At 62.5% G+C, this 23,576-nt stretch carries 23 protein-coding genes and 1 pseudogene; 20 read left to right on the top strand and 4 right to left on the bottom strand.

The genetic code is table 11. The features are described 5' to 3' along the window. The 4 genes from ACFQ6H_RS22600 to thyX form a co-directional block, all read right to left on the bottom strand. The coding region (locus tag ACFQ6H_RS22600; RefSeq protein ID WP_378648721.1) for a maleylpyruvate isomerase N-terminal domain-containing protein at positions 1 to 220 on the bottom strand (220 nt) is incomplete at its 3' end. Between the two features lie 58 nt (positions 221 to 278). After that, positions 279 to 2,303, bottom strand: a complete 2,025-nt coding sequence (locus tag ACFQ6H_RS22605) for a ribonuclease J (RefSeq protein WP_378449809.1) — start codon at positions 2,301 to 2,303, stop codon at positions 279 to 281. After that, positions 2,304 to 3,209, bottom strand: a complete 906-nt coding sequence (dapA, locus tag ACFQ6H_RS22610) for a 4-hydroxy-tetrahydrodipicolinate synthase (protein ID WP_003942142.1) — start codon at positions 3,207 to 3,209, stop codon at positions 2,304 to 2,306. It lies immediately after the preceding gene. A 43-nt stretch (positions 3,210 to 3,252) separates the two neighbouring features. Beyond that, on the bottom strand, positions 3,253 to 4,005 hold the full coding sequence (gene thyX / locus ACFQ6H_RS22615) for an FAD-dependent thymidylate synthase (protein ID WP_095970584.1): 753 nt from the start codon (positions 4,003 to 4,005) through the stop codon (positions 3,253 to 3,255). A gap of 155 nt (positions 4,006 to 4,160) precedes the next feature. Between thyX and ACFQ6H_RS22620 the strand changes: the two genes are divergently transcribed. The 20 genes and pseudogenes from ACFQ6H_RS22620 (at position 4,161) to ACFQ6H_RS22715 (ending at position 23,561) form a co-directional block, all read left to right on the top strand. Continuing rightward, entirely contained in the window at positions 4,161 to 4,643 is a 483-nt protein-coding gene (locus ACFQ6H_RS22620; RefSeq protein ID WP_378648723.1) for a toxin-antitoxin system HicB family antitoxin, read from the top strand. An 87-nt stretch (positions 4,644 to 4,730) separates the two neighbouring features. After that, entirely contained in the window at positions 4,731 to 5,165 is a 435-nt protein-coding gene (locus tag ACFQ6H_RS22625) for an SRPBCC family protein (protein ID WP_378449811.1), read from the top strand. A 180-nt stretch (positions 5,166 to 5,345) separates the two neighbouring features. Then, complete coding sequence (locus tag ACFQ6H_RS22630; protein ID WP_230817164.1) at positions 5,346 to 5,738, top strand: hypothetical protein; 393 nt, start codon at positions 5,346 to 5,348, stop codon at positions 5,736 to 5,738. Positions 5,739 to 5,966: 228 nt separating this feature from the next. Continuing rightward, complete coding sequence (locus ACFQ6H_RS22635; protein WP_378449812.1) at positions 5,967 to 6,326, top strand: NADH-quinone oxidoreductase subunit A; 360 nt, start codon at positions 5,967 to 5,969, stop codon at positions 6,324 to 6,326. Between the two features lie 80 nt (positions 6,327 to 6,406). Beyond that, positions 6,407 to 6,961 (top strand): NADH-quinone oxidoreductase subunit B family protein, encoded by a 555-nt coding sequence (locus ACFQ6H_RS22640; protein WP_095970587.1) that lies wholly within the window; start codon positions 6,407 to 6,409, stop codon positions 6,959 to 6,961. Continuing rightward, on the top strand, positions 6,958 to 7,620 hold the full coding sequence (locus ACFQ6H_RS22645; RefSeq protein WP_378648725.1) for an NADH-quinone oxidoreductase subunit C: 663 nt from the start codon (positions 6,958 to 6,960) through the stop codon (positions 7,618 to 7,620). The genes ACFQ6H_RS22640 and ACFQ6H_RS22645 overlap by 4 nt, the downstream gene beginning before the upstream one ends. After that, on the top strand, positions 7,620 to 8,951 hold the full coding sequence (gene nuoD / locus ACFQ6H_RS22650) for an NADH dehydrogenase (quinone) subunit D (protein ID WP_378648726.1): 1,332 nt from the start codon (positions 7,620 to 7,622) through the stop codon (positions 8,949 to 8,951). The genes ACFQ6H_RS22645 and nuoD overlap by 1 nt, the downstream gene beginning before the upstream one ends. Then, the gene (nuoE, locus tag ACFQ6H_RS22655; RefSeq protein ID WP_378648727.1) at positions 8,948 to 9,772 is read left to right on the top strand and encodes an NADH-quinone oxidoreductase subunit NuoE; all 825 of its coding nucleotides are present in this window, start codon (positions 8,948 to 8,950) and stop codon (positions 9,770 to 9,772) included. Before nuoD ends, nuoE begins: the two co-directional genes overlap by 4 nt. A gap of 1 nt (position 9,773) precedes the next feature. Continuing rightward, positions 9,774 to 11,093, top strand: a complete 1,320-nt coding sequence (gene nuoF, locus ACFQ6H_RS22660) for an NADH-quinone oxidoreductase subunit NuoF (protein ID WP_378648729.1) — start codon at positions 9,774 to 9,776, stop codon at positions 11,091 to 11,093. Further along, positions 11,090 to 13,504, top strand: coding sequence for an NADH-quinone oxidoreductase subunit G (locus tag ACFQ6H_RS22665; RefSeq protein ID WP_378648731.1), 2,415 nt, complete (start codon positions 11,090 to 11,092; stop codon positions 13,502 to 13,504). The genes nuoF and ACFQ6H_RS22665 overlap by 4 nt, the downstream gene beginning before the upstream one ends. Next, the gene (nuoH, locus tag ACFQ6H_RS22670) at positions 13,501 to 14,868 is read left to right on the top strand and encodes an NADH-quinone oxidoreductase subunit NuoH (RefSeq protein ID WP_378648733.1); all 1,368 of its coding nucleotides are present in this window, start codon (positions 13,501 to 13,503) and stop codon (positions 14,866 to 14,868) included. The genes ACFQ6H_RS22665 and nuoH overlap by 4 nt, the downstream gene beginning before the upstream one ends. Further along, positions 14,861 to 15,433: an NADH-quinone oxidoreductase subunit NuoI gene (nuoI, locus tag ACFQ6H_RS22675; protein ID WP_378648735.1), complete on the top strand. Its 573-nt coding sequence runs from the start codon at positions 14,861 to 14,863 to the stop codon at positions 15,431 to 15,433. The genes nuoH and nuoI overlap by 8 nt, the downstream gene beginning before the upstream one ends. Further along, positions 15,430 to 16,227 carry an NADH-quinone oxidoreductase subunit J gene (locus tag ACFQ6H_RS22680; protein WP_378648737.1) on the top strand — a complete coding sequence of 266 codons (798 nt, stop codon included), beginning with the start codon at positions 15,430 to 15,432 and terminating at the stop codon, positions 16,225 to 16,227. The genes nuoI and ACFQ6H_RS22680 overlap by 4 nt, the downstream gene beginning before the upstream one ends. Next, entirely contained in the window at positions 16,224 to 16,523 is a 300-nt protein-coding gene (gene nuoK, locus ACFQ6H_RS22685; protein ID WP_003942238.1) for an NADH-quinone oxidoreductase subunit NuoK, read from the top strand. Before ACFQ6H_RS22680 ends, nuoK begins: the two co-directional genes overlap by 4 nt. A gap of 1 nt (position 16,524) precedes the next feature. Next, a complete protein-coding gene (gene nuoL / locus ACFQ6H_RS22690) occupies positions 16,525 to 18,417 on the top strand; it encodes an NADH-quinone oxidoreductase subunit L (RefSeq protein WP_378648740.1) in 1,893 nt (630 codons plus the stop codon). Then, positions 18,411 to 20,015 (top strand): NADH-quinone oxidoreductase subunit M, encoded by a 1,605-nt coding sequence (locus ACFQ6H_RS22695; protein WP_378648742.1) that lies wholly within the window; start codon positions 18,411 to 18,413, stop codon positions 20,013 to 20,015. Before nuoL ends, ACFQ6H_RS22695 begins: the two co-directional genes overlap by 7 nt. Then, positions 20,012 to 21,607, top strand: a complete 1,596-nt coding sequence (gene nuoN / locus ACFQ6H_RS22700) for an NADH-quinone oxidoreductase subunit NuoN (RefSeq protein WP_378648744.1) — start codon at positions 20,012 to 20,014, stop codon at positions 21,605 to 21,607. The genes ACFQ6H_RS22695 and nuoN overlap by 4 nt, the downstream gene beginning before the upstream one ends. A gap of 4 nt (positions 21,608 to 21,611) precedes the next feature. After that, complete coding sequence (locus tag ACFQ6H_RS22705; RefSeq protein ID WP_378545567.1) at positions 21,612 to 22,295, top strand: lysoplasmalogenase family protein; 684 nt, start codon at positions 21,612 to 21,614, stop codon at positions 22,293 to 22,295. Positions 22,296 to 22,362: 67 nt separating this feature from the next. Beyond that, a pseudogene (locus tag ACFQ6H_RS22710) lies at positions 22,363 to 22,824 on the top strand (RNA polymerase sigma factor); the annotation flags it as partial. After that, positions 22,821 to 23,561: a hypothetical protein gene (locus tag ACFQ6H_RS22715; RefSeq protein ID WP_378648746.1), complete on the top strand. Its 741-nt coding sequence runs from the start codon at positions 22,821 to 22,823 to the stop codon at positions 23,559 to 23,561. The pseudogene ACFQ6H_RS22710 and the gene ACFQ6H_RS22715, both read left to right, overlap by 4 nt. Positions 23,562 to 23,576 lie beyond the last annotated feature (15 nt).

Raw genomic sequence — 23,576 nt, forward strand, 5'->3', positions numbered from 1 at the left:
CCTCCCACGGACGCGCCGCTGCGGCCTTTCGCACGCTCTCGGTGTGACCGGCCAGAGGGCTGAACATGATTCCGGGAGCGGCGTCGAGACGCCGCTCCCGGACGATCAGATGTGCTGCCAGGTCACGATTGGTCCACTCCCCACACAGCGTCGGAGCATCGGGGCCGAATTCGACCATGCTGTCCACCAGGGCGAGTCGTTCGTCATGAGCGAAGGTCACCTTCGCCAAAGTACTCGAACCGGACCGGGTTCGAGCGCAAGCGACCTGCTGTGCCGATCTACGGAACCGCGATGACCGTCGGAATGATCATCGGACGGCGGCGGTACTTGTCCGCGACCCAGCGTCCGACGACGCGGCGCACGGACTGCGCGATGCGATGAGCGTCGATGACGCCTTCGCTCGCCAACCGTGCCAGATCCGATTCCACGAGATCCGCGGCGGCCTTGAGGGCTGTCGGATCGTCGGAGAAACCGCGACCGGACACCTCGGGAGTGCTGACCGCGCGGCCCGTTGACTCGTTGATGACGATGGTGATGGCGATGAAGCCGCCCTCACCGAGCACCAGGCGATCGGAAAGCGTCGGCTCACCGACGTCACCGACGGACAGACCGTCGACGTAGACGTGTCCGACCGGTACCCGTCCGACGATCTCGGCGAGTCCGTCGACCATGTCGACCACGACGCCGTCCTCGGCCAATACGATGCGCTCTTCCGGAACGCCGGTGGCCTTGGCAAGTGCGGCGTTGGCACGCAGGTGGCGCCATTCACCGTGAACAGGCATGGCATTGGTGGGCCGAACCGCGTTGTAGAGGTAGAGCAACTCACCGGCGGACGCGTGGCCCGAGACGTGAACCTTGGCGCTCTGCTGTGTCACGACGGTGGCACCGCGCTTGGCCAAACCGTTGACCACGGCGAAAACGGAGTTCTCGTTGCCCGGGATCAGCGAGGACGCGAGAACGACCAGGTCGTTGGCGCGAATGTTGATCTGGCGGTGTTCGCCTCGTGCCATCCGCGAGAGCGCTGCCAACGGCTCGCCCTGCGAACCCGTGGAGATCAGAACCAGACGATCGTCGGGAAGTGTCGCGGCGGTGTCGATGTCGACGACCAGGCCGTCGGGCACCGTGAGGTAGCCGAGATCCTGTGCGATCTGCATGTTGCGGACCATCGAGCGGCCGACGAAGACGATGCGGCGGTTGTACCGTGCGGCAACGTCGACGACTTGCTGGATGCGGTGCACGTGGCTGGCGAACGAAGCCACGATGACGCGCTGCTTCGCCTTGCCGATGACGTTGTCGAGCACTCCCCCGATTTCACGCTCGGGCGTGACGAATCCCGGGACCTCGGCGTTGGTCGAGTCCACGAGGAACAAGTCGACACCCTCGTCGCCCAGGCGGGAGAAACCGGCGAGGTCGGTCAGGCGGCCGTCGAGAGGCAGCTGATCGAGCTTGATGTCACCGGTGTGCAGTACGACGCCGGCGTCGGTGCGAATCGCGATCGCGAGCGCGTCGGGAATCGAGTGGTTGACGGCGAAGTACTCGCAGTCGAACGGGCCGTGGGTGGTGGTGTTTCCTTCGACGACCTCGACGAGGTTCGGTCGCAGGCGATGCTCACGGCACTTGGCGGCAACGAGGGCGAGAGTGAACTTCGCGCCGATGACCGGAATGTCCGCGCGCAGGCGCAGCAAGAACGGCAGAGCACCGATGTGGTCCTCGTGTCCGTGAGTCAAGATGACGGCTTCGACGTCGTCCATGCGGTCTTCGATGTAGCGGAAGTCCGGGAGGATCAGGTCGACGCCAGGCTGCTGGTCCTCGGGAAACAGCACACCGCAGTCGACGATCAGCAGCTTGCCGCGGTGCTCGAACACCGTCATGTTGCGACCGATTTCACCGATGCCGCCGAGAGCGACGATGCGCAGACCTGATGCCGGCGCCTTCGGGGGTGTTCCGAGTCGACCCGTGGGATCGACGGCCGGACGGTTCTCGGGGCGCTTGTTTCCGCGCCCGTTGCCCGCCTTCGACGCTGCCGGACGGTTGCCGCCGGAAGATTTGCGCGGCGACCTGTCTTCGGTCGACTTCTTGGGTGCAGCAGATTTGGTGGCAGCGGACTTGGTCGCTGCAGACTTCGTCGCTGCGGATTTGGTTGCTGCGGCCTTCTTGGGCGGGGCGGCTGCGGCGGGGGCCGCTTCTGCCGCCGGCGCAGCTGGTGCCTCTACCGGTGCGGCCTTCGCGGCCGTTTCGGGAGCCGGAGGCGAAGGCGGACCGGCTTGACGACTGGCACTACGACGTCGGGGGGGACGGGTCATTTACAAAACTCCTGCCGCATGCAGATCGGCGGCAAGACCGTCGATCTGCTCTTTAGTGGGTGCAACCTGCGGAAGGCGTGGTTCTCCGACATCGATTCCGATGAGTCGCAGACCCGCCTTCGAAGCGCTGACACCGCCGAGGCGGGCAACGGAACGAATCACAGGGATCAAACTGAGGTTTATCTCGCGGGCGCGGGCGATGTCGCCGGACACGAACGCGGTGTGAAGGTCGCGGAGGCGACCCGGAACAAGATGGCCGATGACGCTGACGAAGCCGGTAGCACCGACAGCGAGCCACGGCAGGTTCAGCGGGTCGTCACCGGAGAAGAACTGAAGTTCGGTGGTGCCGATCAACTCTGCGCCGGCGTTGAGGTCGCCCTTGGCGTCCTTGACAGCCTTGATCCGCGGGTGCTCGGCGAGCCGGCGGATCGTCTCGGTCTCGATGGGGACGACGGAGCGGGGCGGAATGTCGTACAACATGACGGGCAGGTCGGTCGCGTTGGCGACGGCGGTGAAGTGTGCAAAAAGTCCGGCCTGGGGCGGACGCGAGTAGTACGGGGTGACGACGAGCAGACCGTGCGCTCCGGCGCGAGCCGCGTCACGGGCGAGTTCGACACTGTGGGCGGTGTCGTTGCTGCCGGCGCCTGCGACGATCTTCGCGCGGTTGCCGACGGCGTCGATCACCGCGCGGAGCAGGTCGAGCTTCTCGGACTCGGTGGTGGTGGGAGATTCACCGGTGGTACCGGCAAGGACAAGGCCGTCGCAGCCGTTGTCGACGAGATGGGCTGCGAGGCGCACTCCCGCGTCGACGTCCAACTTCCCGTCGGCAGTGAACGGGGTCACCATCGCAACGGAAATGGTGCCGAACGGACGCTCGACAAGAGAAGCGGAATCACCGTAGGTCATGGTCAGAAGGTTACCCGGTTCAGCTCTTACTTCTGCACACGAGTCACGACTCGGCCGCAAATGCACTGACGGCGATTTCCGATCCGTCGCTTCCGCGGAGAATCTCGTAGTCCCCGAACACATTTGGCGCGACGTCGCGAAGCTGACGCAGGCACTCGACCGCGACTCGCCGGATCTCCACATCCGCATGTTCGGTGGCACGCATCTCGACGAAGTGCCGCCAGGCCCGATAGTTCCCGGTCACGACCAAGCGAGTCTCGGTGGCGTTGGGCAGCACCGAGCGCGCAGCTTGCCTGGCTTGCTTCCCTCGCATCGGGGCGCCGGGCACTGATTGCAGTTTCCCTTCGAGGGCGGTGAGCAGTTCACCGTAAGCGCGACGGCTTTCGTCGGTGGCCGACAGAAACAGTGCTTCGAGTTCGGGATCGCCTTCGACAGCCGGAGGTACGACGACGTTCGCATCGTTCTCGCGGACGAATCGCTGCGAGAGTTGCGAGTACGAGAAGTGCCGGTGACGAATCAATTCATGAGTGCACGAGCGCGAGATACCGGTGATGTAGAAGCTCACGGTTGCATGCTCGAGCACCGAAACGTGTCCGACCTCGAGCAGATGCCTCAGGTAGCCGGCGTTGGTTGCCGTGCGCGGGTTCGGCTTGGACCAACTCTGATAGCAGGCTCGACCGGAGAACTCGACAAGCGCTTCGCCGCCGTCGGCGTCCGTCTCCCACGGAATATCCTCGGGCGGGAAGAACTCGGACTTCGCCACCAACTGTACTTTCAGCGACACCGTGTTCGGCACAACCCACTCCTCGACAAGCACGAGACAACCAGCACGAAACCCGGACGCTGTTCGCCTCAGGTGCGGGGCAACTCTATAGCGGTCGACCGCCCTCCGGATCGAGTGACGTCACAAGCATCCTTGACTGACGTCACTTTTGACGCCACTCTGGTGTCATGGACATTTCGGAGTACACCGCAAAGCTGCAGAACGACCTCGTCACCGCAGCCGAACTCGGCGACGATCACACGCGCCGGATTGCGACGTCGCTGTCCGCCGCCATCGAACCCTCGGTCCGCCTGGTCTTGCTGGCCGCGGGAACTGAGCTGGCCAAGGAGATCGGGGCGAAGCTCGGCGATCGAGAGGTCAAGGTCAATCTCGACGGCAGCGAGTTGCTGGTCGATGTCGTTCGCCGGCCCGGTTCGACTGGCGGCGAGGCCGCGGACAACGAGAAGGCAGACGACGAGAAGAAGGACTCCACCTACTCGTTCGACGACGTCAGCGGGGATATCAGCCGAGTGACTTTGAGGATGATGGAGCAGATCAAGGCCCGCGCCGAGGAGGCAGCCAATCAGAACGGAGTCTCCCTCAATTCGTGGGTTTCACAGGCCGTACAGGGCGCACTACGGGACCAGATGCGCAAGAACGGCATGGACTAGTTCGACGCCACCCCGATCGCCGAATGATCTAATTGCGCAACTGCAGTAATCACGAACCGTTGCCGCAAGGCGAGAAGGAGCACGTTCATGGCCGTTTCGGGCGTCAAGGAATTCGAGATCAAGGCTGATCCGGCAACGGTGATGCAGGCCGTCGCCGCGGTCGATCGACTGCCGGAGTGGTCGTCTGCGCACAAGAAGATCACCATCGAGAGCACCCACGACGACGGTCGCCCCCATCGCGTTCGCATGGCCGTGTCCATTCTCGGAATCAACGACGAGCAGGTAGTCGATTACACCTTCGAGGGCGACGAGAAGGTGACCTGGACCCTCGTCGAGAGCGGCCAGCAGAACCAGCAGGACGGCTCGTACATCTTGACGCCCACCGACGGTGGAACCAAAGTCACCTTCGAATTGACCATCGATCCCAAGATCCCGCTGCCGGGTTTCCTGGTGAAGAAGGCACAGAAGACGGCCCTGGAAACGGCAAGCAAGGGCCTGACGAAGTTCGTCGAAAACTTTTGAGCGCACACGCAATTCAGGTGGCCCTTACTTCGGCGTTCATCGCCGGGTAGGGGCCGTTTGCTGTGAAGCCGAGCTGCGATTTCGCGGAAGTTCTTGCCGATGTTGAAGATTCGCCGGTAGCCGGGGACTGCCCGGAGTAACGTCGGCCGCGTGTCCGCCGAGACCGCAGAGCCCAACTCCATGGCACCCGTGCGCATCCTCGTCTACAGCGACGACGCGCACACGCGCGAGCAAGTCCGGCTCGCTCTCGGTGAGCGTCCACATCCCTCCATGCCCACCATCGATTACGTCGAGGTCGCGACGGCGCCGATCGTCGTCGACAAGCTCGATGCCGGCGGAATCGATCTCGCCATCCTCGACGGCGAGGCCAGTCCGGCCGGCGGCATGGGCGTGGCGAAACAACTCAAGGACGAGATCGCCGACTGTCCACCGATCCTCGTACTGACCGGTCGACCCGACGATGCATGGCTGGCGTCGTGGTCGAGAGCGGAAGCCTCAGTGCCGCAGCCGATAGATCCGATCGAACTCGCTTCCACCGTCATCGCGCTTCTCCGTCGGCAACTGAGCCGGTGAGCACCCGTTGCAGCGGTGATTCGTTGCGGCGCCGACTACTTCGGACTTTCGAGAGCGAAACTCGGCACCCCGAAAATCAACCCAATGTCGGAGGCCTCCCCTAGTGTGGGTGTCGCAGGTCACATAAGTATCGAATTGCTGGCAGTATCGAAATCGAACGGCACCTTCGGGTTAACGGCACCTTCGGGCTAGGCGGACATCCGCACAGCAGAGAGGAGTTCGGGTGACATGAACGCTTACATCCCCATTCTCGTTCTCGGGGTCATCGCGATGGCCTTCGCCGTGGTGTCGGTTGTTCTCGCGTCCGTGGTCGGCCCGAAGCGGTACAACAGGGCAAAGCTCGAAGCCTACGAATGCGGAATCGAACCGGCACCCCGTGCCTCTGGTGGCGGCCGGTTTCCCGTCAAGTTCTATCTGACGGCGATGCTGTTCATCATCTTCGACATCGAGATCGTCTTCCTCTATCCGTGGGCCGTGCATTTCGATTCGCTCGGCTTGTTCGGTCTCGCGGCCATGGGCCTTTTCATAGTCAACGTCTCGGTGGCATACGCATACGAATGGCGACGAGGCGGTCTCGGTTGGGACTAGCTGGACGAAGACACGATCAACACAAAGAAGTCAGACAAAACCGGTCATACCGAAGCTGTTACGACTGAAAAGAGTCGGATATGGGTCTCGAAGAAAAGCTCCCCAGCGGATTTCTACTGACAACGGTCGAAGGCCTTGCCGGGTACGTCCGCAAAGGATCACTGTGGCCTGCCACCTTCGGGCTCGCGTGCTGCGCCATCGAGATGATGGCAACCACGTCCGGCCGCTTCGACCTGGCACGGTTCGGCATGGAGGCTTTCCGTGCGTCGCCGCGCCAGGCAGACCTTCTGATCGTGGCCGGGAGGGTCAGTCAAAAGATGGGCCCGGTACTTCGTCAGGTCTACGACCAGATGGCCGAGCCGAAATGGGTTCTCGCCATGGGTGTGTGCGCGTCTTCCGGCGGAATGTTCAACAACTACGCAGTGGTACAGGGCGTCGACCACATCGTTCCGGTCGACATCTACTTGCCCGGCTGTCCGCCGCGGCCGGAGATGCTCCTCAACGCGATCATCGAGCTGCACCGGAAGATTCAGGAGATGCCCCTCGGCGTCAACCGCGAAGAGGCTCGCGCGGCAGCCGAGCGCGCCGCACTGGCATCCACCCCCACCATCGACATGAAGGGGTTGCTGCGATGACCTCGGGCAACACCGGCGCGAGGGGGATGTTCGGGGTCCGCGGCAGTGGCGACACCTCGGGCTACAGCCGTCTTGCCCCTCCGATCTCTTTAGAAGACAAGGCTTCTCGACCGTTCGGTGGATACTTCGACGAGGTTGCAGACTGCTTGGACGCCACATTGCGCAGCGCGGGTGACACTTTCACTGACGCAATCGAGCGAGTAACAGTTTTTCGAGACGAGATGACGCTGCACGTCGAACGGTCTCACCTCCCGCAGGTCGCGCGCAGACTGCGCGACGAACCGGATCTTCGCTTCGAACTCTGCCTGGGTGTCGACGGAGTGCACTACCCGCAGGACACCGGTCGCGAACTCCACGCCGTGTATCCACTCGCCTCCATTACGCACAATCGCCGGATCAGGCTGGAAGTGTCTGTGCCGGATTCCGATCCGCACATTCCGTCGATCGTCGGGATCTACCCGACCAACGACTGGCACGAACGTGAGACCTACGACTTCTTCGGAATCGTCTTCGACGGTCACCCGGCACTGACCCGCATCGAGATGCCCGACGACTGGAAGGGCCATCCGCAGCGGAAGGACTATCCGCTCGGCGGTATTCCGGTCGAGTACAAGGGCGCCCAGACTCCGCCACCCGACGAGCGTAGGTCGTACAACTGATGAACAACACGACAGGAAGCAGCGCCGGCGCTACGACGGAAACCATCGTAACGGCGTCCGGTCAGGACTGGGACGACATCGTCACCGCGGCCGCCCGGCAGCGAACCGGCGAGGCCGAACGGATCGTGGTCAACATGGGCCCGCAGCATCCGTCCACGCACGGCGTCTTGCGCCTCATTCTCGAAATCGAGGGTGAGACCGTCGTGGAAGCACGGTGTGGAATCGGCTACCTGCACACCGGAATCGAAAAGAATCTCGAATACCGGAACTGGACGCAGGGCGTCACTTTCGTTACTCGGATGGACTACCTGTCACCGTTCTTCAACGAAACCGCCTACTGCCTCGGAGTCGAGAAACTTCTCGACATCACCGACGACATACCCGAGCGAGCCACCGTCATTCGCGTGATGATGATGGAACTTAATCGGATCTCTTCACATCTTGTCGCCCTGGCGACCGGCGGAATGGAACTGGGCGCCGTGACGGCGATGCTGTTCGGATTCCGCGAACGCGAACTGATTCTGGACGTGTTCGAGACGATCACCGGACTGCGGATGAATCACGCGTACATCAGGCCCGGCGGTCTCGCGCAGGATCTACCCGACGGCTCGGTGGCGAAGGTACGACAACTGTTGAAAGTCCTTCCGAAGCGGTTGCGCGACGTCGAACTGATGCTCAGCGACAACTCCATCTGGAAGGCCCGCACCCAGGGAATCGGATATCTCGATCTCACCGGTTGCATGGCACTCGGAGTGACGGGACCGGTCCTGCGCGCCACAGGTCTCCCCCACGATCAGCGTCGAGCGCAGCCCTACTGCGGCTACGAGAATTACGAGTTCGATGTCGTCACGCACGACGGATCCGATTGCTACGGAAGGTACGTCATCCGCGTCGAGGAGATGAAGGAGTCCCTCAAGATCGTCGAGCAGTGTCTCGACAAGCTGCAACCGGGGCCGGTCATGGTGGACGACAAGAAGATCGCCTGGCCTGCCGATCTCGCCGTCGGACCTGATGGCCTCGGCAACTCGCAGAAGCACATCGCCAAGATCATGGAGTCGTCCATGGAGGGTCTGATTCACCATTTCAAACTGGTCACCGAAGGCATCCGCGTGCCGCCCGGTCAGGTGTACGTCGCCGTGGAATCTCCGCGTGGCGAAATGGGGGTGCACATGGTCAGCGACGGGGGAACCCGGCCGTACCGCGTGCATTTCCGGGATCCGTCGTTCACAAACCTTCAAGCGGTAGCGGCGATGTGTGAGGGAGGCATGGTGTCCGACGTGATCGCTTCGGTCGCCAGTATCGATCCCGTCATGGGTGGAGTGGACCGATGACCGGCCCGAACGGTTCGACACGGGTGTTCGTCGAACTCGGACCGCGACCGGAGGAACCCACTCAATTGGTACGCCCAGGCGCACGGTCGAGCTATCCCCCCGACGTACTCGCCCGACTCGACGCCGATGCCGACACCGTCATCGCTCGTTATCGCGAGCCTGACGCCGCTGCGATAACCAGTCGATCGGCCCTCCTGCCGCTTCTTCATCTCGTGCAATCGGAGGACGGGTACATCACGCCGGCCGGGATCGATTTCTGCAGTGCCAAGCTAGGTTTGACGGGCGCTGAGGTCGCCGCCGTTTCCACTTTCTACTCCATGTATCGCCGTGGTCCGACGGGAGAGTATCTGGTCGGAGTCTGCACCAACACGCTGTGCGCGATCATGGGCGGTGACGACATCCTCGCGGCACTCGAAGAGCACCTGGGCTCGGCAGGCTCCAGGGACGAAGGCGGACACACCATCTCGACGTCCGACGGCAAGATCACCCTCGAACACATCGAGTGCAATGCGGCGTGCGACTACGCGCCCGTCGTGATGATCAACTGGGAGTTCTTCGACAATCAGACTCCGGAATCGGCGCGCTCACTTGTCGACGCGTTACGCGCCGGAGAGCGCGTGACGCCCAGTCGCGGTGCGACGCTGTGTTCGTTCCGACAGACCGCGCGCACCCTGGCCGGTTTCCCGGATACGCGAATCGAAGCGGCCGAAGCGCAGACCGTCGGCGGGGCAACTCTTGCCGGATTGCGTGTCAGCCGATCTCTCGACGACAACCGATCAGGCCCGGCTTCCGTGGTCGACGCTCCCGGCGAAGGGAAGTGACATGACACTCGCCCCCGTTCTGAGTCGTCACTGGGATCAACCGAACTCGTGGACCCTCGACAGCTACCTTCGTCACGACGGCTACCAGGCCCTACGCAAAGCTCTCGACGGCTCCCCCGATGCCGTGATCGAGACGGTCAAGGACGCGGGCCTTCGCGGGCGCGGTGGCGCCGGCTTCCCGACGGGCCTCAAGTGGAGCTTCATCCCGCAGGTCTCTGAAGACACGCCCGGAGACGGCAAACCTCATTACCTCGTCGTCAATGCCGACGAGTCCGAGCCTGGCACATGCAAGGACATGCCGTTGATGATGGCGACTCCCCACACGTTGGTGGAGGGAGTGATCATCGCGGCGTACGCAATTCGAGCAGCCAAGGCGTTCATCTACGTCAGGGGCGAGGTAGTCCCTGTCCTGCGACGCCTACAGACTGCTGTGGCCGAGGCCTACGCGGCCGGATATCTGGGCCGAAACATCCTCGGTTCGGGATTCGATCTGGATCTCGTCGTTCACGCCGGAGCCGGCGCGTATATCTGTGGGGAGGAGACAGCCCTTCTCGATTCCCTGGAGGGGCGGCGCGGTCAGCCTCGCTTGCGGCCGCCGTTCCCCGCTGTCGCCGGCCTCTACGCCTGCCCGACCGTCGTCAACAACGTCGAGTCCATCGCAAGTGTTCCGTCGATCGTCCTCGGCGGCCCGGAGTGGTTCCGGTCGATGGGAAGTGAGAAGTCACCGGGATTCACGCTGTACTCGCTCTCGGGTCATGTCACCACTCCCGGCCAGTACGAGGCGCCGCTCGGCATCACCTTGCGAGAGCTTCTCGACTACGCGGGCGGCGTTCGGGTCGGCCACACCCTCAAGTTCTGGACTCCCGGCGGATCCTCGACACCGATCTTCACCGAGGAACACCTCGATGTCCCACTCGACTACGAGGGCGTCGGCGCCGCGGGATCGATGCTGGGCACCAAGGCACTGCAGATATTCGACGACACAACCTGCATCGTGCGCGCGGTGTTGCGATGGACCGAGTTCTACGCCCACGAATCCTGCGGTAAGTGCACGCCGTGCCGAGAAGGTACGTACTGGCTGGTGCAGATCCTGCGGCGACTGGAAGGCGGAACAGGTACCGAAGCCGATCTCACCAAACTTCTCGACATCTCCGACACGATCCTCGGAAAGTCCTTCTGCGCGTTAGGTGATGGAGCGACCAGCCCGATCATGTCCTCCCTGAAGTACTTCCGCGAGGAATACGTCGCGCATTTCGACGGCAACGGATGCCCGTTCGATCCTCGCCGGTCCGTTCTCGCGACAGGAGCGTTCGTCTCATGACTGCAGCCGACGCTACCAAGGCCGACACGGCACCGCCTATTGATCTGGTCACCCTCACTATCGACGGCCGAGAACTTCAGGTTCCCAAGGGCACGTTGATCATTCGCGCTGCAGAGATGATCGGCACCCAGATTCCGCGGTTCTGCGATCATCCGCTTCTGGATCCGGTCGGGGCGTGCCGCCAGTGCATCGTGGAGGTCGAAGGTCAACGCAAGCCGGTGGCGTCCTGCACGACACCGGTTGCGGACGGCATGGTCGTCACCACGCAACTCACGTCGCCGGTGGCCGAGAAGGCGCAGCGGGGGGTGATGGAACTCCTGCTCATCAACCACCCGTTGGACTGCCCCGTGTGCGACAAGGGCGGCGAGTGCCCGCTCCAGAACCAGGCGATGTCGACCGGTCGCACGGAATCGCGGTTCGGTGAGGAGAAACGGACCTACCCCAAACCCATCCCACTCTCGTCCGAGATCCTCCTCGACCGCGAGCGTTGCGTCCTCTGCGCCAGATGCACGCGGTTTTCGGGCCAGATCGCCGGCGACCCGTTCATCGATCTCCTCGAGCGCGGTGCACTTCAACAGGTCGGGATTTACGCCAACGAGCCCTTCGAGTCCTACTTCTCGGGCAACACCATCCAGGTGTGCCCGGTCGGTGCACTCACCAGCACGGCATACCGATTCCGGGCGCGACCGTTCGATCTGGTGTCCAGCCCCAGCGTGTGCGAGCACTGCGCGGACGGATGTGCCCAGCGCACGGACCACCGTCGCGGCAAGGTTCTTCGTCGTCTCGCCGGGGACGACCCCGACGTCAACGAGGAGTGGAATTGCGACAAGGGACGTTTCGCTTTCACGTACACGACCCAAGGCGATCGGATCACCACCCCCCTCATCCGCAACGCTGATGGCGAATTGATTCCGGCGTCGTGGCCCATGGCACTCGACCTCGTTGCGCGAACCTTCGCACAGGCCCACGGTGACGCGGGCGTACTCGTCGGTGGACGCTCGACCCGGGAGGACGCGTACGCCTACAGCAAGTTCGCGCGAGTTGCTCTCGCTACCAACAATATCGACTTCCGGATCCGCGCTCACTCAGCCGAAGAGACCAGCTTTCTCTCAGCTCACGTCGCGGGCCGCACACTCGAAGAGTCGGTGACGTACCAAGATCTCGAATCAGCTCCGGCCGCGTTGCTGGTCGCTCTCGAGCCAGAGGAGGAGTCACCGATCATCTTCCTGCGGCTACGCAAAGCCGCTCGTTTCGGCAAGACAACAGTGCTCGCCAGCGCGCCGTTCGCTACGCGAGGCCTGCAGAAGATGGGCGGCGGTCTGCTTCGGACCGTACCCGGAAGTGAAGCAGCTCTGATGGATTCGTTGGCAGGCCCTGGAAGTGTGGAGGGTCAGCTCCTCCGACAACCCGGCGCAGTGATCCTGCTGGGCGAACGACTCAGTGAGGTGGCGGGCGGCTTCTCGGCGGCGGTACGCCTCGCCGAAGCGACGGGAGCTTGTTTGGCTTGGGTTCCACGCCGCGCTGGTGATCGCGGCGCCGTCGAGGCCGGCGCGTTGCCGGGATTGCTTCCCGGTGGACGCCCCGTTGCCGACCCGGCGGCACGTCAAGAGGTGGAATCGATGTGGGGCGCCTCCGTCCCGGCCTCCGACGGTCGCGATGTCTCCAGCCTCCTGGGTTCAGGGCGGTCGACTGCGGCGCTACTTGTCGGCGGCGTGGAGTTGGGTGATCTCCCGAACCCGGCAAAGGCACGAGCCGCGATCGAAGCCGCAGGGTTCGTGGTGAGTTTGGAGATCCGTCACAGCGAAATCACCGAACTCGCCGACGTCGTCTTCCCCGTGGCGCCGGTCGCCGAGAAGCCCGGTATCTTCCTCGACTGGGAAGGCCGCGAGCGCGTGTTCGACACCGCGTTGAGAACGACAGGAGTAATGCCAGATCAGCGCGTCCTTCACGCGATCGCAGCCGAGATGGGTATCGACCTGGGCTTGCCCGACGCAGCTTCCGCGCGCGCAGAGATACGCCGCCTCGGACCATGGTCCGGATTGCGCCCCACTTCACCTCAGGTACCCGCAGGCACCGTGCCCACACCGGCGCCAGGCGAGGCGGTGTTGTCGAGTTGGCGGATGCTGCTCGACAACGGCCGTTTGCAGGACGGCGAGCCCAACCTGGCCGGTACTGCACGGTCCCCGCTCGTGCGTTTGTCGGCCGAAACCGCGGCCGAGATCGACGCCGTGAGCGGCGATCAGGTTGCCGTATCGACTGAATCCGGCGTCGTCACATTGCCGTTGGAGATCACCGAGCTACCGCCTCGAACAGTCTGGTTGCCGCTCAATTCACCGGGTAGCACCGTCTACGAAACGCTCTGCGCCTCCGTGGGGTCCGTGGTGAGGATCGCGAAGGTGACGGCGCAATGACTGGCTACGAGTACTTCGCGAACGCCGATACCGTCGCCGCTCCAGTCGACCTGTCGGCGTTCGGGCACGACCCGTGGTGGTTGGTGATCGGCAAAGCTCTCGCCATCTTCGTGTTCCTCGTACTCACTCCGCTGGTGGCGATCTACGCAGAACGAAAAGTCATGGCGCGTATGCAGATGCGTGTCGGACCGAACCGCGTCGGCCCCCGTGGAATGCTCCAGAGTCTCGCCGACGGAATCAAACTCGCCCTCAAGGAAGGCATCACTCCTACCGGAGCCGACAAACCGATTTACCTCCTCGCGCCCGTCATCGCAGTCGTGCCCGCGTTCATGGCTTTTGCCGTCATTCCGTTCGGTCCGCAGGTGTCGATCTTCGGAACCCTCTCACCCCTGCAACTGACCGATCTGCCGGTCGGAGTTCTCTACATCCTCGCCGTGACCTCGATCGGTGTGTACGGCATCGTGCTTGCCGGCTGGTCCTCGGGATCGACATATCCACTACTGGGCGCACTTCGATCGACCGCGCAGGTCATCTCCTACGAGGTAGCGATGGGACTGTCCTTCGCCGCAGTCTTCCTCTACGCCGGAACGATGTCCACGTCCGGAATCGTCAGTGCCCAACAAGGTGCCTGGTACGTCTTTCTCCTCCTGCCGTCTTTCCTGATCTACGTGACAGCGATGGTCGGCGAAACCAACAGAGCGCCCTTCGACCTTCCGGAGGCCGAGGGCGAACTGGTAGGTGGGTTCCACACCGAGTACTCCTCACTCAAGTTCGCGATGTTCATGCTCGCCGAATACGTGAACATGGTGACGGTGTCCGCTCTGGCCACGACGCTGTTTCTGGGCGGGTGGCATGCACCATTCCCATTCAACCTGTGGGACGGAGCCAATTCCGGTTGGTGGCCCGTGCTGTGGTTTGTCGCCAAGGTGTGGGGCTTCCTCTTCGTCTTCATCTGGTTGCGCAGCACCCTTCCGAGGTTGCGCTACGACCAGTTCATGAATCTCGGCTGGAAGATTCTCATCCCCGCAGCCTTGGCGTGGGTGATGGTGATCGCGACTGTTCGCGCCTTCCGCAACGAGGGTTACAACACGTGGCTCGTACTGCTCTGCGTCGCACTGGTTCTCGGAGCTGCGCTGCTCACGGTGTTGGCCGGAACCTACCGGGGCCGTCGCCGAACCGCGGCGTTGGTGCCCGATTCGGGGACTCGGCCTTTCGATGCGATGTCGGGCGGCTTCCCGGTTCCACCCCTACCTGGTCAAACGCTGTCTAATCAAACGGTGCCGGACCGAAAACTACCGGGTCAGAAGGTGCCACCGCCGCGGCGGACAGATGTTTCCGACACATCGGAGGACTCCCATGCCTGATTTCCTCGGACCTATCGCGGGTTTCGGAGTGACGCTCTCGACAATGTTCAAGAAGCCCGAGACAGAGTTCTATCCGGAGGAGAAGCGCCCCACCGCGCCCGGATATCACGGTCGCCACCAACTCAACCGGTATTCGGACGGACTCGAGAAGTGCATCGGGTGCGAACTGTGCGCGTGGGCCTGCCCCGCCGACGCAATCTACGTCGAAGGTGCTGACAACACCGAAGAAGAACGGTTCTCCCCAGGTGAGCGTTACGGGCGGGTGTATCAGATCAACTACCTGCGGTGCATCGGCTGTGGCCTCTGCGTCGAGGCTTGCCCCACTCGGGCCCTCACGATGACCAACGAGTACGAGATGACCGACGACAACCGAGCCGGGTTGATCTACGAGAAGGATCGCCTCCTCGCACCATTGAAGCCCGACATGACAGCACCACCACACGCGCTGCGTCCCGGCACAACTCAGGACGACTACTACCGCGGCGACATCGCAGCAGCTGCCGAGCAAGCAGCACCCGAGCAAGCAGCACCCGAACCGGAGCCGAGCCAGGAGACCGAGAAATGATCGCGGCGGTCACGACCACGATCCTGGCGGAGGGAACGATGACTTCGACCTCCACCGGCGAAGCGGTTCAGTTCTGGATCCTCGGAACCTTGGCGGTGATCAGCGCTTTGGGTGTCGTCGCCGCTCCCAAAGCCGTCTATTCTGCACTCTTCCTTGCAATGACGATGATCATCCTGGCCGTGTTCTACATCGTGCAGGGCGCACTGTTCCTGGGCGTCGTCCAGATCGTCGTCTACACCGGCGCAGTGATGATGTTGTTCTTGTTCGTCCTGATGCTCGTGGGCGTGGATTCTTCGGATTCCTTGATCGAAACTCTACGGGGACAACGAGTCAGCGCGATCGTGATCGGCGTCGGATTCGGGCTGCTGCTCATCGGTGGCCTCGGTAATGCGTCGATCTCGGGCTTCACCGGCTTCACCGGACTCGAGCAGGGCAACATCGACGAACTCGCCGATCTCATTTTCATCCGCTACGTCTGGGCCTTCGAACTGACGGGCGCACTACTGATCACGGCGACACTCGGCGCCATGATGCTCGCGCATCGGGAGAAGATCGGAGCCACACTCAGCCAACGCGAACTCTCGCAGCAACGGTTCGCGTACCTGGGCAGCGATGAGAACAATCCCGAAAAAGGCTCGGCCACTCCACTCCCGAGCCCCGGCGTGTACGCACGACACAACGCGGTGGACATGCCGGCTTTGTTGCCGGACGGATCGTTCTCGACACTCTCCGTCAGCAGTGCGCTCACTCCGCGATCCCCGGATCCGAGTACCGGTGAGGAGTCTGCGCGATGAATCCCGAGAATTACCTGTATCTGTCGGTCCTGTTGTTCACCATCGGGGCTGCGGGAGTCCTCCTGCGACGCAACGCCATCGTGGTGTTCATGTGCATCGAGCTGATGCTCAACGCCGCCAATCTGGCGTTCGTGACTTTCGCGCGTATGCACGGCAATCTCGACGGCCAGATTTTCGCCTTCTTCACGATGGTGGTCGCTGCAGCCGAAGTTGTCGTCGGCCTGGCAATCATCATGATCATCTTCCGATCTCGGCGTTCTGTATCCGTCGACGACGCAGACCTGCTGAAGTACTGACATGTCAGGAGGAATCACGTCCGCCATCTGGTTGCTCCCCGCCCTGCCGCTGTGCGGCGCCGCTGTTCTTTTGCTGGCCGGTCGCCGCACGAACGTGTGGGGTCACCTGCTCGCCTGCGTCATGGCTCTCGCGTCGTTCGTCGTGGCAGTAGTATTTTTCATCGCGATGCTCGGCCGCGACACCGCCGACCGCACCGTTACCGAGCACCTGTTCAGTTGGGTCCCGGTCGACAGTCTTCAAGTCGAGTTCGGACTACAGCTGGACCAACTGTCGATGTGTTTCGTCCTGCTCATCACGGGTGTGGGTTCGCTAATCCACATCTACTCCGTCGGCTACATGGCGCACGACCCCGAGCGTCGTAAGTTCTTCGCGTACCTCAATCTATTCCTGGCAGCGATGCTGCTCCTGGTGCTCGCCGACAATTTCCTCGGACTCTACGTCGGCTGGGAAGGCGTCGGTCTGGCGTCGTACCTGCTCATCGGATTCTGGCAGCACAAGCCCTCGGCGGCGACCGCGGCGAAGAAAGCATTTGTCGTCAATCGTGTCGGCGACATCGGCTTGATGATCGCAATGATGTTGATGTTCAGCACATTCGGATCGCTCTCGTTCAGCAATGTCTTCGGCGACGCATCGGGCGCAAGCGAAGGTGTCCTGACGGCGATCGGTCTGATGCTCCTCCTCGCTGCGTGCGCGAAGTCGGCGCAGGTGCCGCTGCAGTCGTGGCTCGGCGACGCGATGGAGGGCCCCACCCCTGTATCGGCGCTGATCCACGCCGCCACGATGGTCACTGCCGGCGTGTACCTGATCGTGCGCTCGAATCCGATCTTCGATCTCGCGCCCGACGCTCAGCTCGTGGTTGTCATCGTCGGTGCAGTGACGCTCTTGTTCGGTGCGATCATCGGCTGCGCGAAAGACGACATCAAGAAAGCGCTCGCCGCATCGACCATGAGTCAGATCGGATACATGGTCCTGGCCGCGGGTCTCGGGCCGGCCGGGTATGCCTTCGCGATTTTGCACCTCATCACCCACGGATTCTTCAAGGCGGGTCTGTTCCTCGGCGCAGGTTCGGTGATGCACGCGATGAACGACGAAACCGACATGCGGCGCTACGGCGGACTCCGAGCGTTCATGCCACTGACTTTTGTCACCTTCGGACTCGGTTACCTTGCCATCATCGGTGTTCCGCCGTTCGCAGGGTTCTTCTCCAAGGACAAGATCATCGAAGTTGCGATCGGTGAGGGTGGCGTGAAGGGTGTCGTGCTGGGCCTTGTCACCCTGTTGGGCGCAGCGCTCACTGCCTTCTATATGAGCCGTGTGATGCTGATGACCTTCTTCGGGAAGGCCCGCTGGGAAGACCAGAAACCTCACGAATCTCCCGCGGTGATGACATCTCCGATGATCATCTTGGCGGTGGGGTCCGTCGGGGCCGGCATGCTCCTGACCATCGGGTCCAGCTTGCAGAACTGGCTCGAACCAGTAGTCGGCTCCCATCACGTCGAACCGCCCATACCAGCATGGTCCATCACCGCGCTGGCGCTGCTCGCAGTTGCCGCGGGCGTCGCGATTGCTTACCGCGAGTACGCCACCCGTGAGATTCCACTGGCGCCGCCGACTCCGGCCTCCCCGTTGACCGTTGCGGCTCGCCACGATCTCTACGGCGATGCCTTCAACGAGGCGGTGTTCATGAAGCCCGGTCGACAACTCACCAAGTCGTTGGAAGTGGTCGACACCAAGGGAATAGGCGGCATGGTGGGCAGCTTTGCGGTGGTAGTCACCGGGTTGTCTGCGCTCACGCGGAAGCTGCAGACCGGGTTTGTTCGCTCGTACGCGCTGGTGATGTTTGTCGGAGCAACACTCGTGGTCGCGACAATGATGGCGGTGACACTGTGGTGATACAAGCGGCGGTGAGCGACTCTGTGACAAATGCCGGCTTCCCTGCGCTGACGGCGCTCTGGCTGCTTCCGCTCATCGGAGCGGGTGTAGTCCTCGCCCTACCGGCACGGTCGTACCAATTTGCCAAGTCTCTCGCGTTGACTGTGTCCGTGGCGGTCCTGGTGGTCGCCGCCGTTCTCGGAGTTGCGTTCGACCGCGGCGGCGAACAATTTCAGTTTGTCGAAAGCCACAGCTGGATACCGACTTTCGGTACCAGCTACACACTTGGACTCGACGGGATCGCTCTCGTTCTGGTTCTTCTCACCGCCGTGCTGGTTCCATTACTTCTGATCGCGGGCTGGAATGACGTCCCGGCAGACCCGGCATCACCCAAGAGAATGCCGCACACCTACTTCGCCCTGATCCTTGTTGTCGAGTCCATGGTGATGATTTCGTTCAGCGCCTTGGACATTCTCTTGTTCTACATTTTCTTCGAAGCGATGCTGATACCGATGTATTTCCTCATCGGCGGGTTCGGTGGAATGGGTAGATCTCGCGCCGCCGTGAAGTTTCTGCTCTACAACCTCCTCGGCGGCCTGGTCATGCTCGCCGCCGTCATCGGCCTGTACGTGGTCACCACTCGCGACGAGAGTCCGTTCACCAGCGGCACTTTCGACTTCCGGGCGATCGCCTCAGCGGCAAACAGCGGTGAACTCGGCGTGGGCCCCGGGGTGCTCAACGCCTTGTTCCTCGGATTCATGTTCGCGTTCGCGGTGAAAGCACCCCTCTGGCCGCTGCACAGTTGGTTGCCCGACTCCGCGGTGGAATCGACTCCGTCGACAGCGGTGTTGATGATGGCGGTCGTGGACAAGGTGGGCACCTTCGCGATGATTCGGTACTGCCTGCAACTGTTCCCGGAGTCGTCGTCGACTTTTGCACCGTGGATCATCACGCTCGCCGTGATCGGGATCGTCTACGGGGCGATACTGGCGATCGCGCAAACAGACGTGATGAGACTGATCGCCTACACGTCGATCTCACACTTCGGCTTCATCATTCTCGGAATCTTCGCGATGACCAGCCAGAGCCAGGCGGGTTCCGCGCTGTACATGGTCAATCACGGAGTCTCCACTGCGGCACTGTTCTTGATCGCGGGATTCCTCGTCTCACAGCGAGGTACTCGATCGATCGCAGCGTACGGCGGCGTCCAGAAAGTCGCACCCGTCCTGGCAGGCACATTCCTCGTAGCGGGGTTGGCAACGCTGTCGCTGCCGGGTCTGGCTCCGTTCATCAGTGAGTTCCTGGTGCTGATCGGAACGTACTCGCGCTACCACGTGGCCGCTATCGCAGCCACCGCCGCGCTCGTGCTGTCCGCGATCTACATCCTCTGGCTGTATCAGCGCATGATGGGCGGACCCGTGAAGGAAGGACAGGGAACGATCCGCGACCTCGCGCGACGCGAACTCGTGGTGGTCGCCCCTCTGATCGCTCTCCTGCTGCTACTGGGCATCTACCCCAAGCCTGCCTTGGACGTCATCACTCCTGCAGTGAGTCACACAGCGGTCGACGAGGCGCCGACCCCGCTCGTCGCCGACCACGAAGGAGGTGCCCACAAATGAGCTCCTTCAACGACGTGACCGTCCTCGGCTCAGCCGGCACGGCGTCACCCAGTGTCGAATACAGCCTGCTCTCGCCGATGTTGATCGTGTTCGGTGTTGCGATTGTGGGCGTACTCATCGAGGCATTTGCACCCCGGCGTTTTCGATACCCCGTGCAACTCGTCCTCGGTGTCGCAGGCTTGGCGGCCGCATTCGTGGCAGTGCTTCTGCTCGCCGGCACGCGGTCGACGGCGATGATGGGTTCTGTAGCGGTCGACGGTCCGACCCTTTTCCTGCAGGCCACGATCCTTCTCGTGTCGATCCCCGCAGTACTGCTGATCGCCGAGCGAGGCTCGGGCAACACCGCCGAGGTGATCGCGCAACACGACGCGCTCGGCAGCTTCACCCCTCAAGCGTCGAGCGTCCCGGGAAGTGTTGCGGAACAAGAAGCGGTCAAGGTCGGTATCGCCCAGACCGAGGTCTTTCCGCTCACGCTTTTTGCGGTCGGCGGCATGCTCCTCTTTCCCGCTTCGAACGATCTACTGACGATGTTCGTTGCGCTCGAGGTGTTCTCACTGCCTCTGTATCTCCTGTGCGGCCTGGCGCGTCGACGTCGTCTGCTCTCCCAGGAAGCCGCGCTCAAGTACTTTCTCCTCGGAGCATTTTCGTCGGCGTTCTTCGTTTTCGGAATCGCGTTGCTGTACGGCTATGCCGGGACGGTCACACTCTCCGGTATCGCCGACGCAGCACGCATCGGGTCGGGTACCGACGCCTTCCTGTGGCTCGGGACAGCACTCGTGGCAGTGGGATTGTTGTTCAAAGTCGGTGCGGTGCCGTTCCATTCGTGGATTCCCGACGTCTATCAAGGGGCGCCGACGCCGATCACCAGTTTCATGGCGACCGCGACCAAGATCGCCGCATTCGGTGCCATCCTTCGTGTCTTCTATGTGGCTCTGCCCAACGAATACGTGAACTGGCGTCCACTGATGTGGGCGGTCGCGATACTCACGATGGTTGTCGGATCGATCGTCGCTGTGACGCAGACCGACATGAAGCGGATGCTCGCGTATTCGGCCATCGCGCACACCGGATTCATTCTGACCGCTGTGGTTGCGGATTCGGACGCCGGCCTGGCCTCGGCGATGTTCTACCTTCTGGCTTACGGATTCAGCACAGTGGGCGCGTTCGCAGTCGTGAGTCTGGTTCGGGACGCAGACGGTGAGGTCGCGACGCTCTCGCGCTGGGCCGGATTGGGCCGGCGCTCACCGCTGGTCGGGGTTGTGTTTGCACTGTTCCTGTTGGCTTTCGCCGGGATCCCGTTGACCAGTGGGTTCATCGGAAAGTTCGCCGTGTTCAGCGCGGCCGCCGAGGGTGGTGCCGCACCTCTCGTGATCGTCGGCGTCCTGTGCAGCGCGATCGCCGCGTACTTCTACGTGCGAGTGATCGTGTTGATGTTCTTCACCGAATCGGCCGCAGACGCTCCGACCGTCGTGGTGCCGAGTGCACTGACCAGCAGTGTGATCGGCCTCGGCGCCGGTGTCACGCTCATCCTCGGCATACTCCCCCAGCCGGCGCTCGACCTCGCCGAGCGTGCAGCGGACTTCCTACACTGAGCCGATGCGTGAATCTGATTGGGACGCCGGACTGCCGAGCACCATCCGGTCGCCATGGTTCGTGGGGTTTTCAGCGGTAGCGATTGTCCATCTGATCCTCAATGCCGCTGATGCTGCGCCCTGGGACGGGATCACCAAGGTCATGCTCGCTCCGATTCTGGCTGCCTGGGTTGTCGCCCGCCGCGGACCTCGAATTGTGGCTGCGGCACTGATTGCCTGTGCTTTCGGAGATTTGTTCCTGATCTGGGAGAGCACGTTTGTCATCGGGATGGCAGCCTTCGCGATCGGTCACCTCTGCTTCATCCGATTCTTTCTCTCAAGCGGCGCTCTTCGGGAGATACGAAGGCGGCCATGGTTTCTGTGCGCTTACACCGTCGCTGGAATCGCTCTTGTGTCGTACACCTGGACCGGTCTCGAACCTGAACTTCGAATTGCTGTCCCCGTGTACGCCGCAATCCTGGTGGGAACTGCATCAACCGCACTGGCGTACAACACGATCACCGGTATCGGCGGCGCTCTCTTCCTCGTCTCCGACGCCCTCATCCTGCTCGGTCAGGCCAACAGGTGGCAGCCTGCCGCTGCGGGCATCTGGATCATGACGCTGTACATCCTCGCTCTGTTGCTTCTGACAGTCGGAGTTCTCGGCCGGAGTAATACGACAAACCGTCCATTAGCTCAGAGACTGTAAGGATCAGCAACCAGCTGGACATCTCTTCATATGACCCACCTACCGCCACGTCGATCATCACAGCGCGCAGGAAGTTGTCGCCGAGACTTTCCTCGTAGCCTGGCGACGCTTGGACGAAGTTCCCGAGCAGGCACTGCCGTGGCTGTTGGTGGTGGCTCGAAACACCGTGAACAACAACCGTCGCAGCGTTCGGCGCCTTGACGCGCTCACCGAGAAGATGGGACGCATCGAGCAGATTGCGGCATCGACGCCGGGCGCCGACGTCACTGTCACCGAACGCACGGAACTGGTCGAAGCACTGGCAACACTCACCGTCACCGAACGTGAAGCCCTGCTCCTGACTGCCTGGGACGGATTGACCGCCACCGAAGCCGCGCGGGTCGCCGGGTGTTCGGTTCCGGCCATGCATGTTCGTCTCTTTCGCGCTCGGCGTCGATTAGGCGCCGGGTTGGCTTCGGAATCCGTCACCGTAATCCCGATGAACACCGCCCGACCTTGCGCTGCCGCCGAACACGGGAGTACCCCATGAGCAAAGATCTGCTGACCACGCTCGAGAAGCTGCGACCGAGCGATACGGTATCCGCCGAATTCTGGCCCGAGAACGTCCAGGAGGCCGCCCGCGCGCGAATAATGGCTACCGAAAACAACATTGGGGCAACCAAAGCTCCACGCCGCCGAGTCAGTGTCATCGTTCTCGTCGCAGCGGTCTGCGCTGCGGGAGTGGTGGGCTGCGCCGCTGCCACGGCGATGATGCCGAAACCGTTCACCGACATGTACTCGGGTTGGCAGACGATGCCGGGAACCAACGGCGGAATCGATCCGTCCACCGCCGAGCGGGTCGGGTCCATTCCCGGACCTGACGGAACCCTGTTCAGCGTCTTCGTTGCCCACGGCGCCAATGGCTGGAGGTGCGTCGCCCCGGTCTTCGAATCTGCCGAAGATCTCGATCAGCGAGCACCCTCCGATTTCAGCCACCTTGGAGACAGTTGCTTTCCTGCTGCAGATCCCGATATGTACCCGGAGGAGGCGTCACCCTTCCTGTTCGGAGGCGGCGCCGGCATCATGGTTGCGGGTCCGCACGAGGCAACCTACGACGCAGGGGCAGGAGGCGCCGTTCGGGCCGAACTCCACACCGTTGACGGCAATATCTATCCGACTGTTCTAGCCGAAGACCGCTTCTACGGTTGGATTCCATTGACGCTCACGTTCCCGCGACCAACCCTCGTCGGATATGCCGCGGACGGGACGGTCGTCGGCACCAGGTGAGCTGTCGGTACCCTC

This window comes from Rhodococcus sp. NPDC056506 (assembly GCF_042794945.1).
Lineage (GTDB): Bacteria > Actinomycetota > Actinomycetes > Mycobacteriales > Mycobacteriaceae > Rhodococcus_F.

What these genes read in the sequence shown, in the direction of transcription:
- ACFQ6H_RS22625 (WP_378449811.1), top strand. Translation starts at nt 4,731, where the DNA reads ATGGCCGTTTCGGGCGTCAAGGAATTCGAGATCAAGGCTGATCCGGCA.
- ACFQ6H_RS22630 (WP_230817164.1), top strand. Translation starts at nt 5,346, where the DNA reads ATGGCACCCGTGCGCATCCTCGTCTACAGCGACGACGCGCACACGCGC.
- ACFQ6H_RS22705 (WP_378545567.1), top strand. Translation starts at nt 21,612, where the DNA reads ATGCGTGAATCTGATTGGGACGCCGGACTGCCGAGCACCATCCGGTCG.
- ACFQ6H_RS22620 (WP_378648723.1), top strand. Translation starts at nt 4,161, where the DNA reads ATGGACATTTCGGAGTACACCGCAAAGCTGCAGAACGACCTCGTCACC.
- nuoI (WP_378648735.1), top strand. Translation starts at nt 14,861, where the DNA reads ATGCCTGATTTCCTCGGACCTATCGCGGGTTTCGGAGTGACGCTCTCG.
- ACFQ6H_RS22645 (WP_378648725.1), top strand. Translation starts at nt 6,958, where the DNA reads ATGACCTCGGGCAACACCGGCGCGAGGGGGATGTTCGGGGTCCGCGGC.
- ACFQ6H_RS22605 (WP_378449809.1), bottom strand. Translation starts at nt 2,303, where the DNA reads ATGACCCGTCCCCCCCGACGTCGTAGTGCCAGTCGTCAAGCCGGTCCG.
- ACFQ6H_RS22635 (WP_378449812.1), top strand. Translation starts at nt 5,967, where the DNA reads ATGAACGCTTACATCCCCATTCTCGTTCTCGGGGTCATCGCGATGGCC.
- nuoD (WP_378648726.1), top strand. Translation starts at nt 7,620, where the DNA reads ATGAACAACACGACAGGAAGCAGCGCCGGCGCTACGACGGAAACCATC.
- ACFQ6H_RS22715 (WP_378648746.1), top strand. Translation starts at nt 22,821, where the DNA reads ATGAGCAAAGATCTGCTGACCACGCTCGAGAAGCTGCGACCGAGCGAT.
- nuoF (WP_378648729.1), top strand. Translation starts at nt 9,774, where the DNA reads ATGACACTCGCCCCCGTTCTGAGTCGTCACTGGGATCAACCGAACTCG.
- ACFQ6H_RS22665 (WP_378648731.1), top strand. Translation starts at nt 11,090, where the DNA reads ATGACTGCAGCCGACGCTACCAAGGCCGACACGGCACCGCCTATTGAT.
- ACFQ6H_RS22640 (WP_095970587.1), top strand. Translation starts at nt 6,407, where the DNA reads ATGGGTCTCGAAGAAAAGCTCCCCAGCGGATTTCTACTGACAACGGTC.
- ACFQ6H_RS22680 (WP_378648737.1), top strand. Translation starts at nt 15,430, where the DNA reads ATGATCGCGGCGGTCACGACCACGATCCTGGCGGAGGGAACGATGACT.
- nuoK (WP_003942238.1), top strand. Translation starts at nt 16,224, where the DNA reads ATGAATCCCGAGAATTACCTGTATCTGTCGGTCCTGTTGTTCACCATC.
- nuoN (WP_378648744.1), top strand. Translation starts at nt 20,012, where the DNA reads ATGAGCTCCTTCAACGACGTGACCGTCCTCGGCTCAGCCGGCACGGCG.
- nuoE (WP_378648727.1), top strand. Translation starts at nt 8,948, where the DNA reads ATGACCGGCCCGAACGGTTCGACACGGGTGTTCGTCGAACTCGGACCG.
- nuoH (WP_378648733.1), top strand. Translation starts at nt 13,501, where the DNA reads ATGACTGGCTACGAGTACTTCGCGAACGCCGATACCGTCGCCGCTCCA.
- nuoL (WP_378648740.1), top strand. Translation starts at nt 16,525, where the DNA reads ATGTCAGGAGGAATCACGTCCGCCATCTGGTTGCTCCCCGCCCTGCCG.
- dapA (WP_003942142.1), bottom strand. Translation starts at nt 3,209, where the DNA reads ATGACCTACGGTGATTCCGCTTCTCTTGTCGAGCGTCCGTTCGGCACC.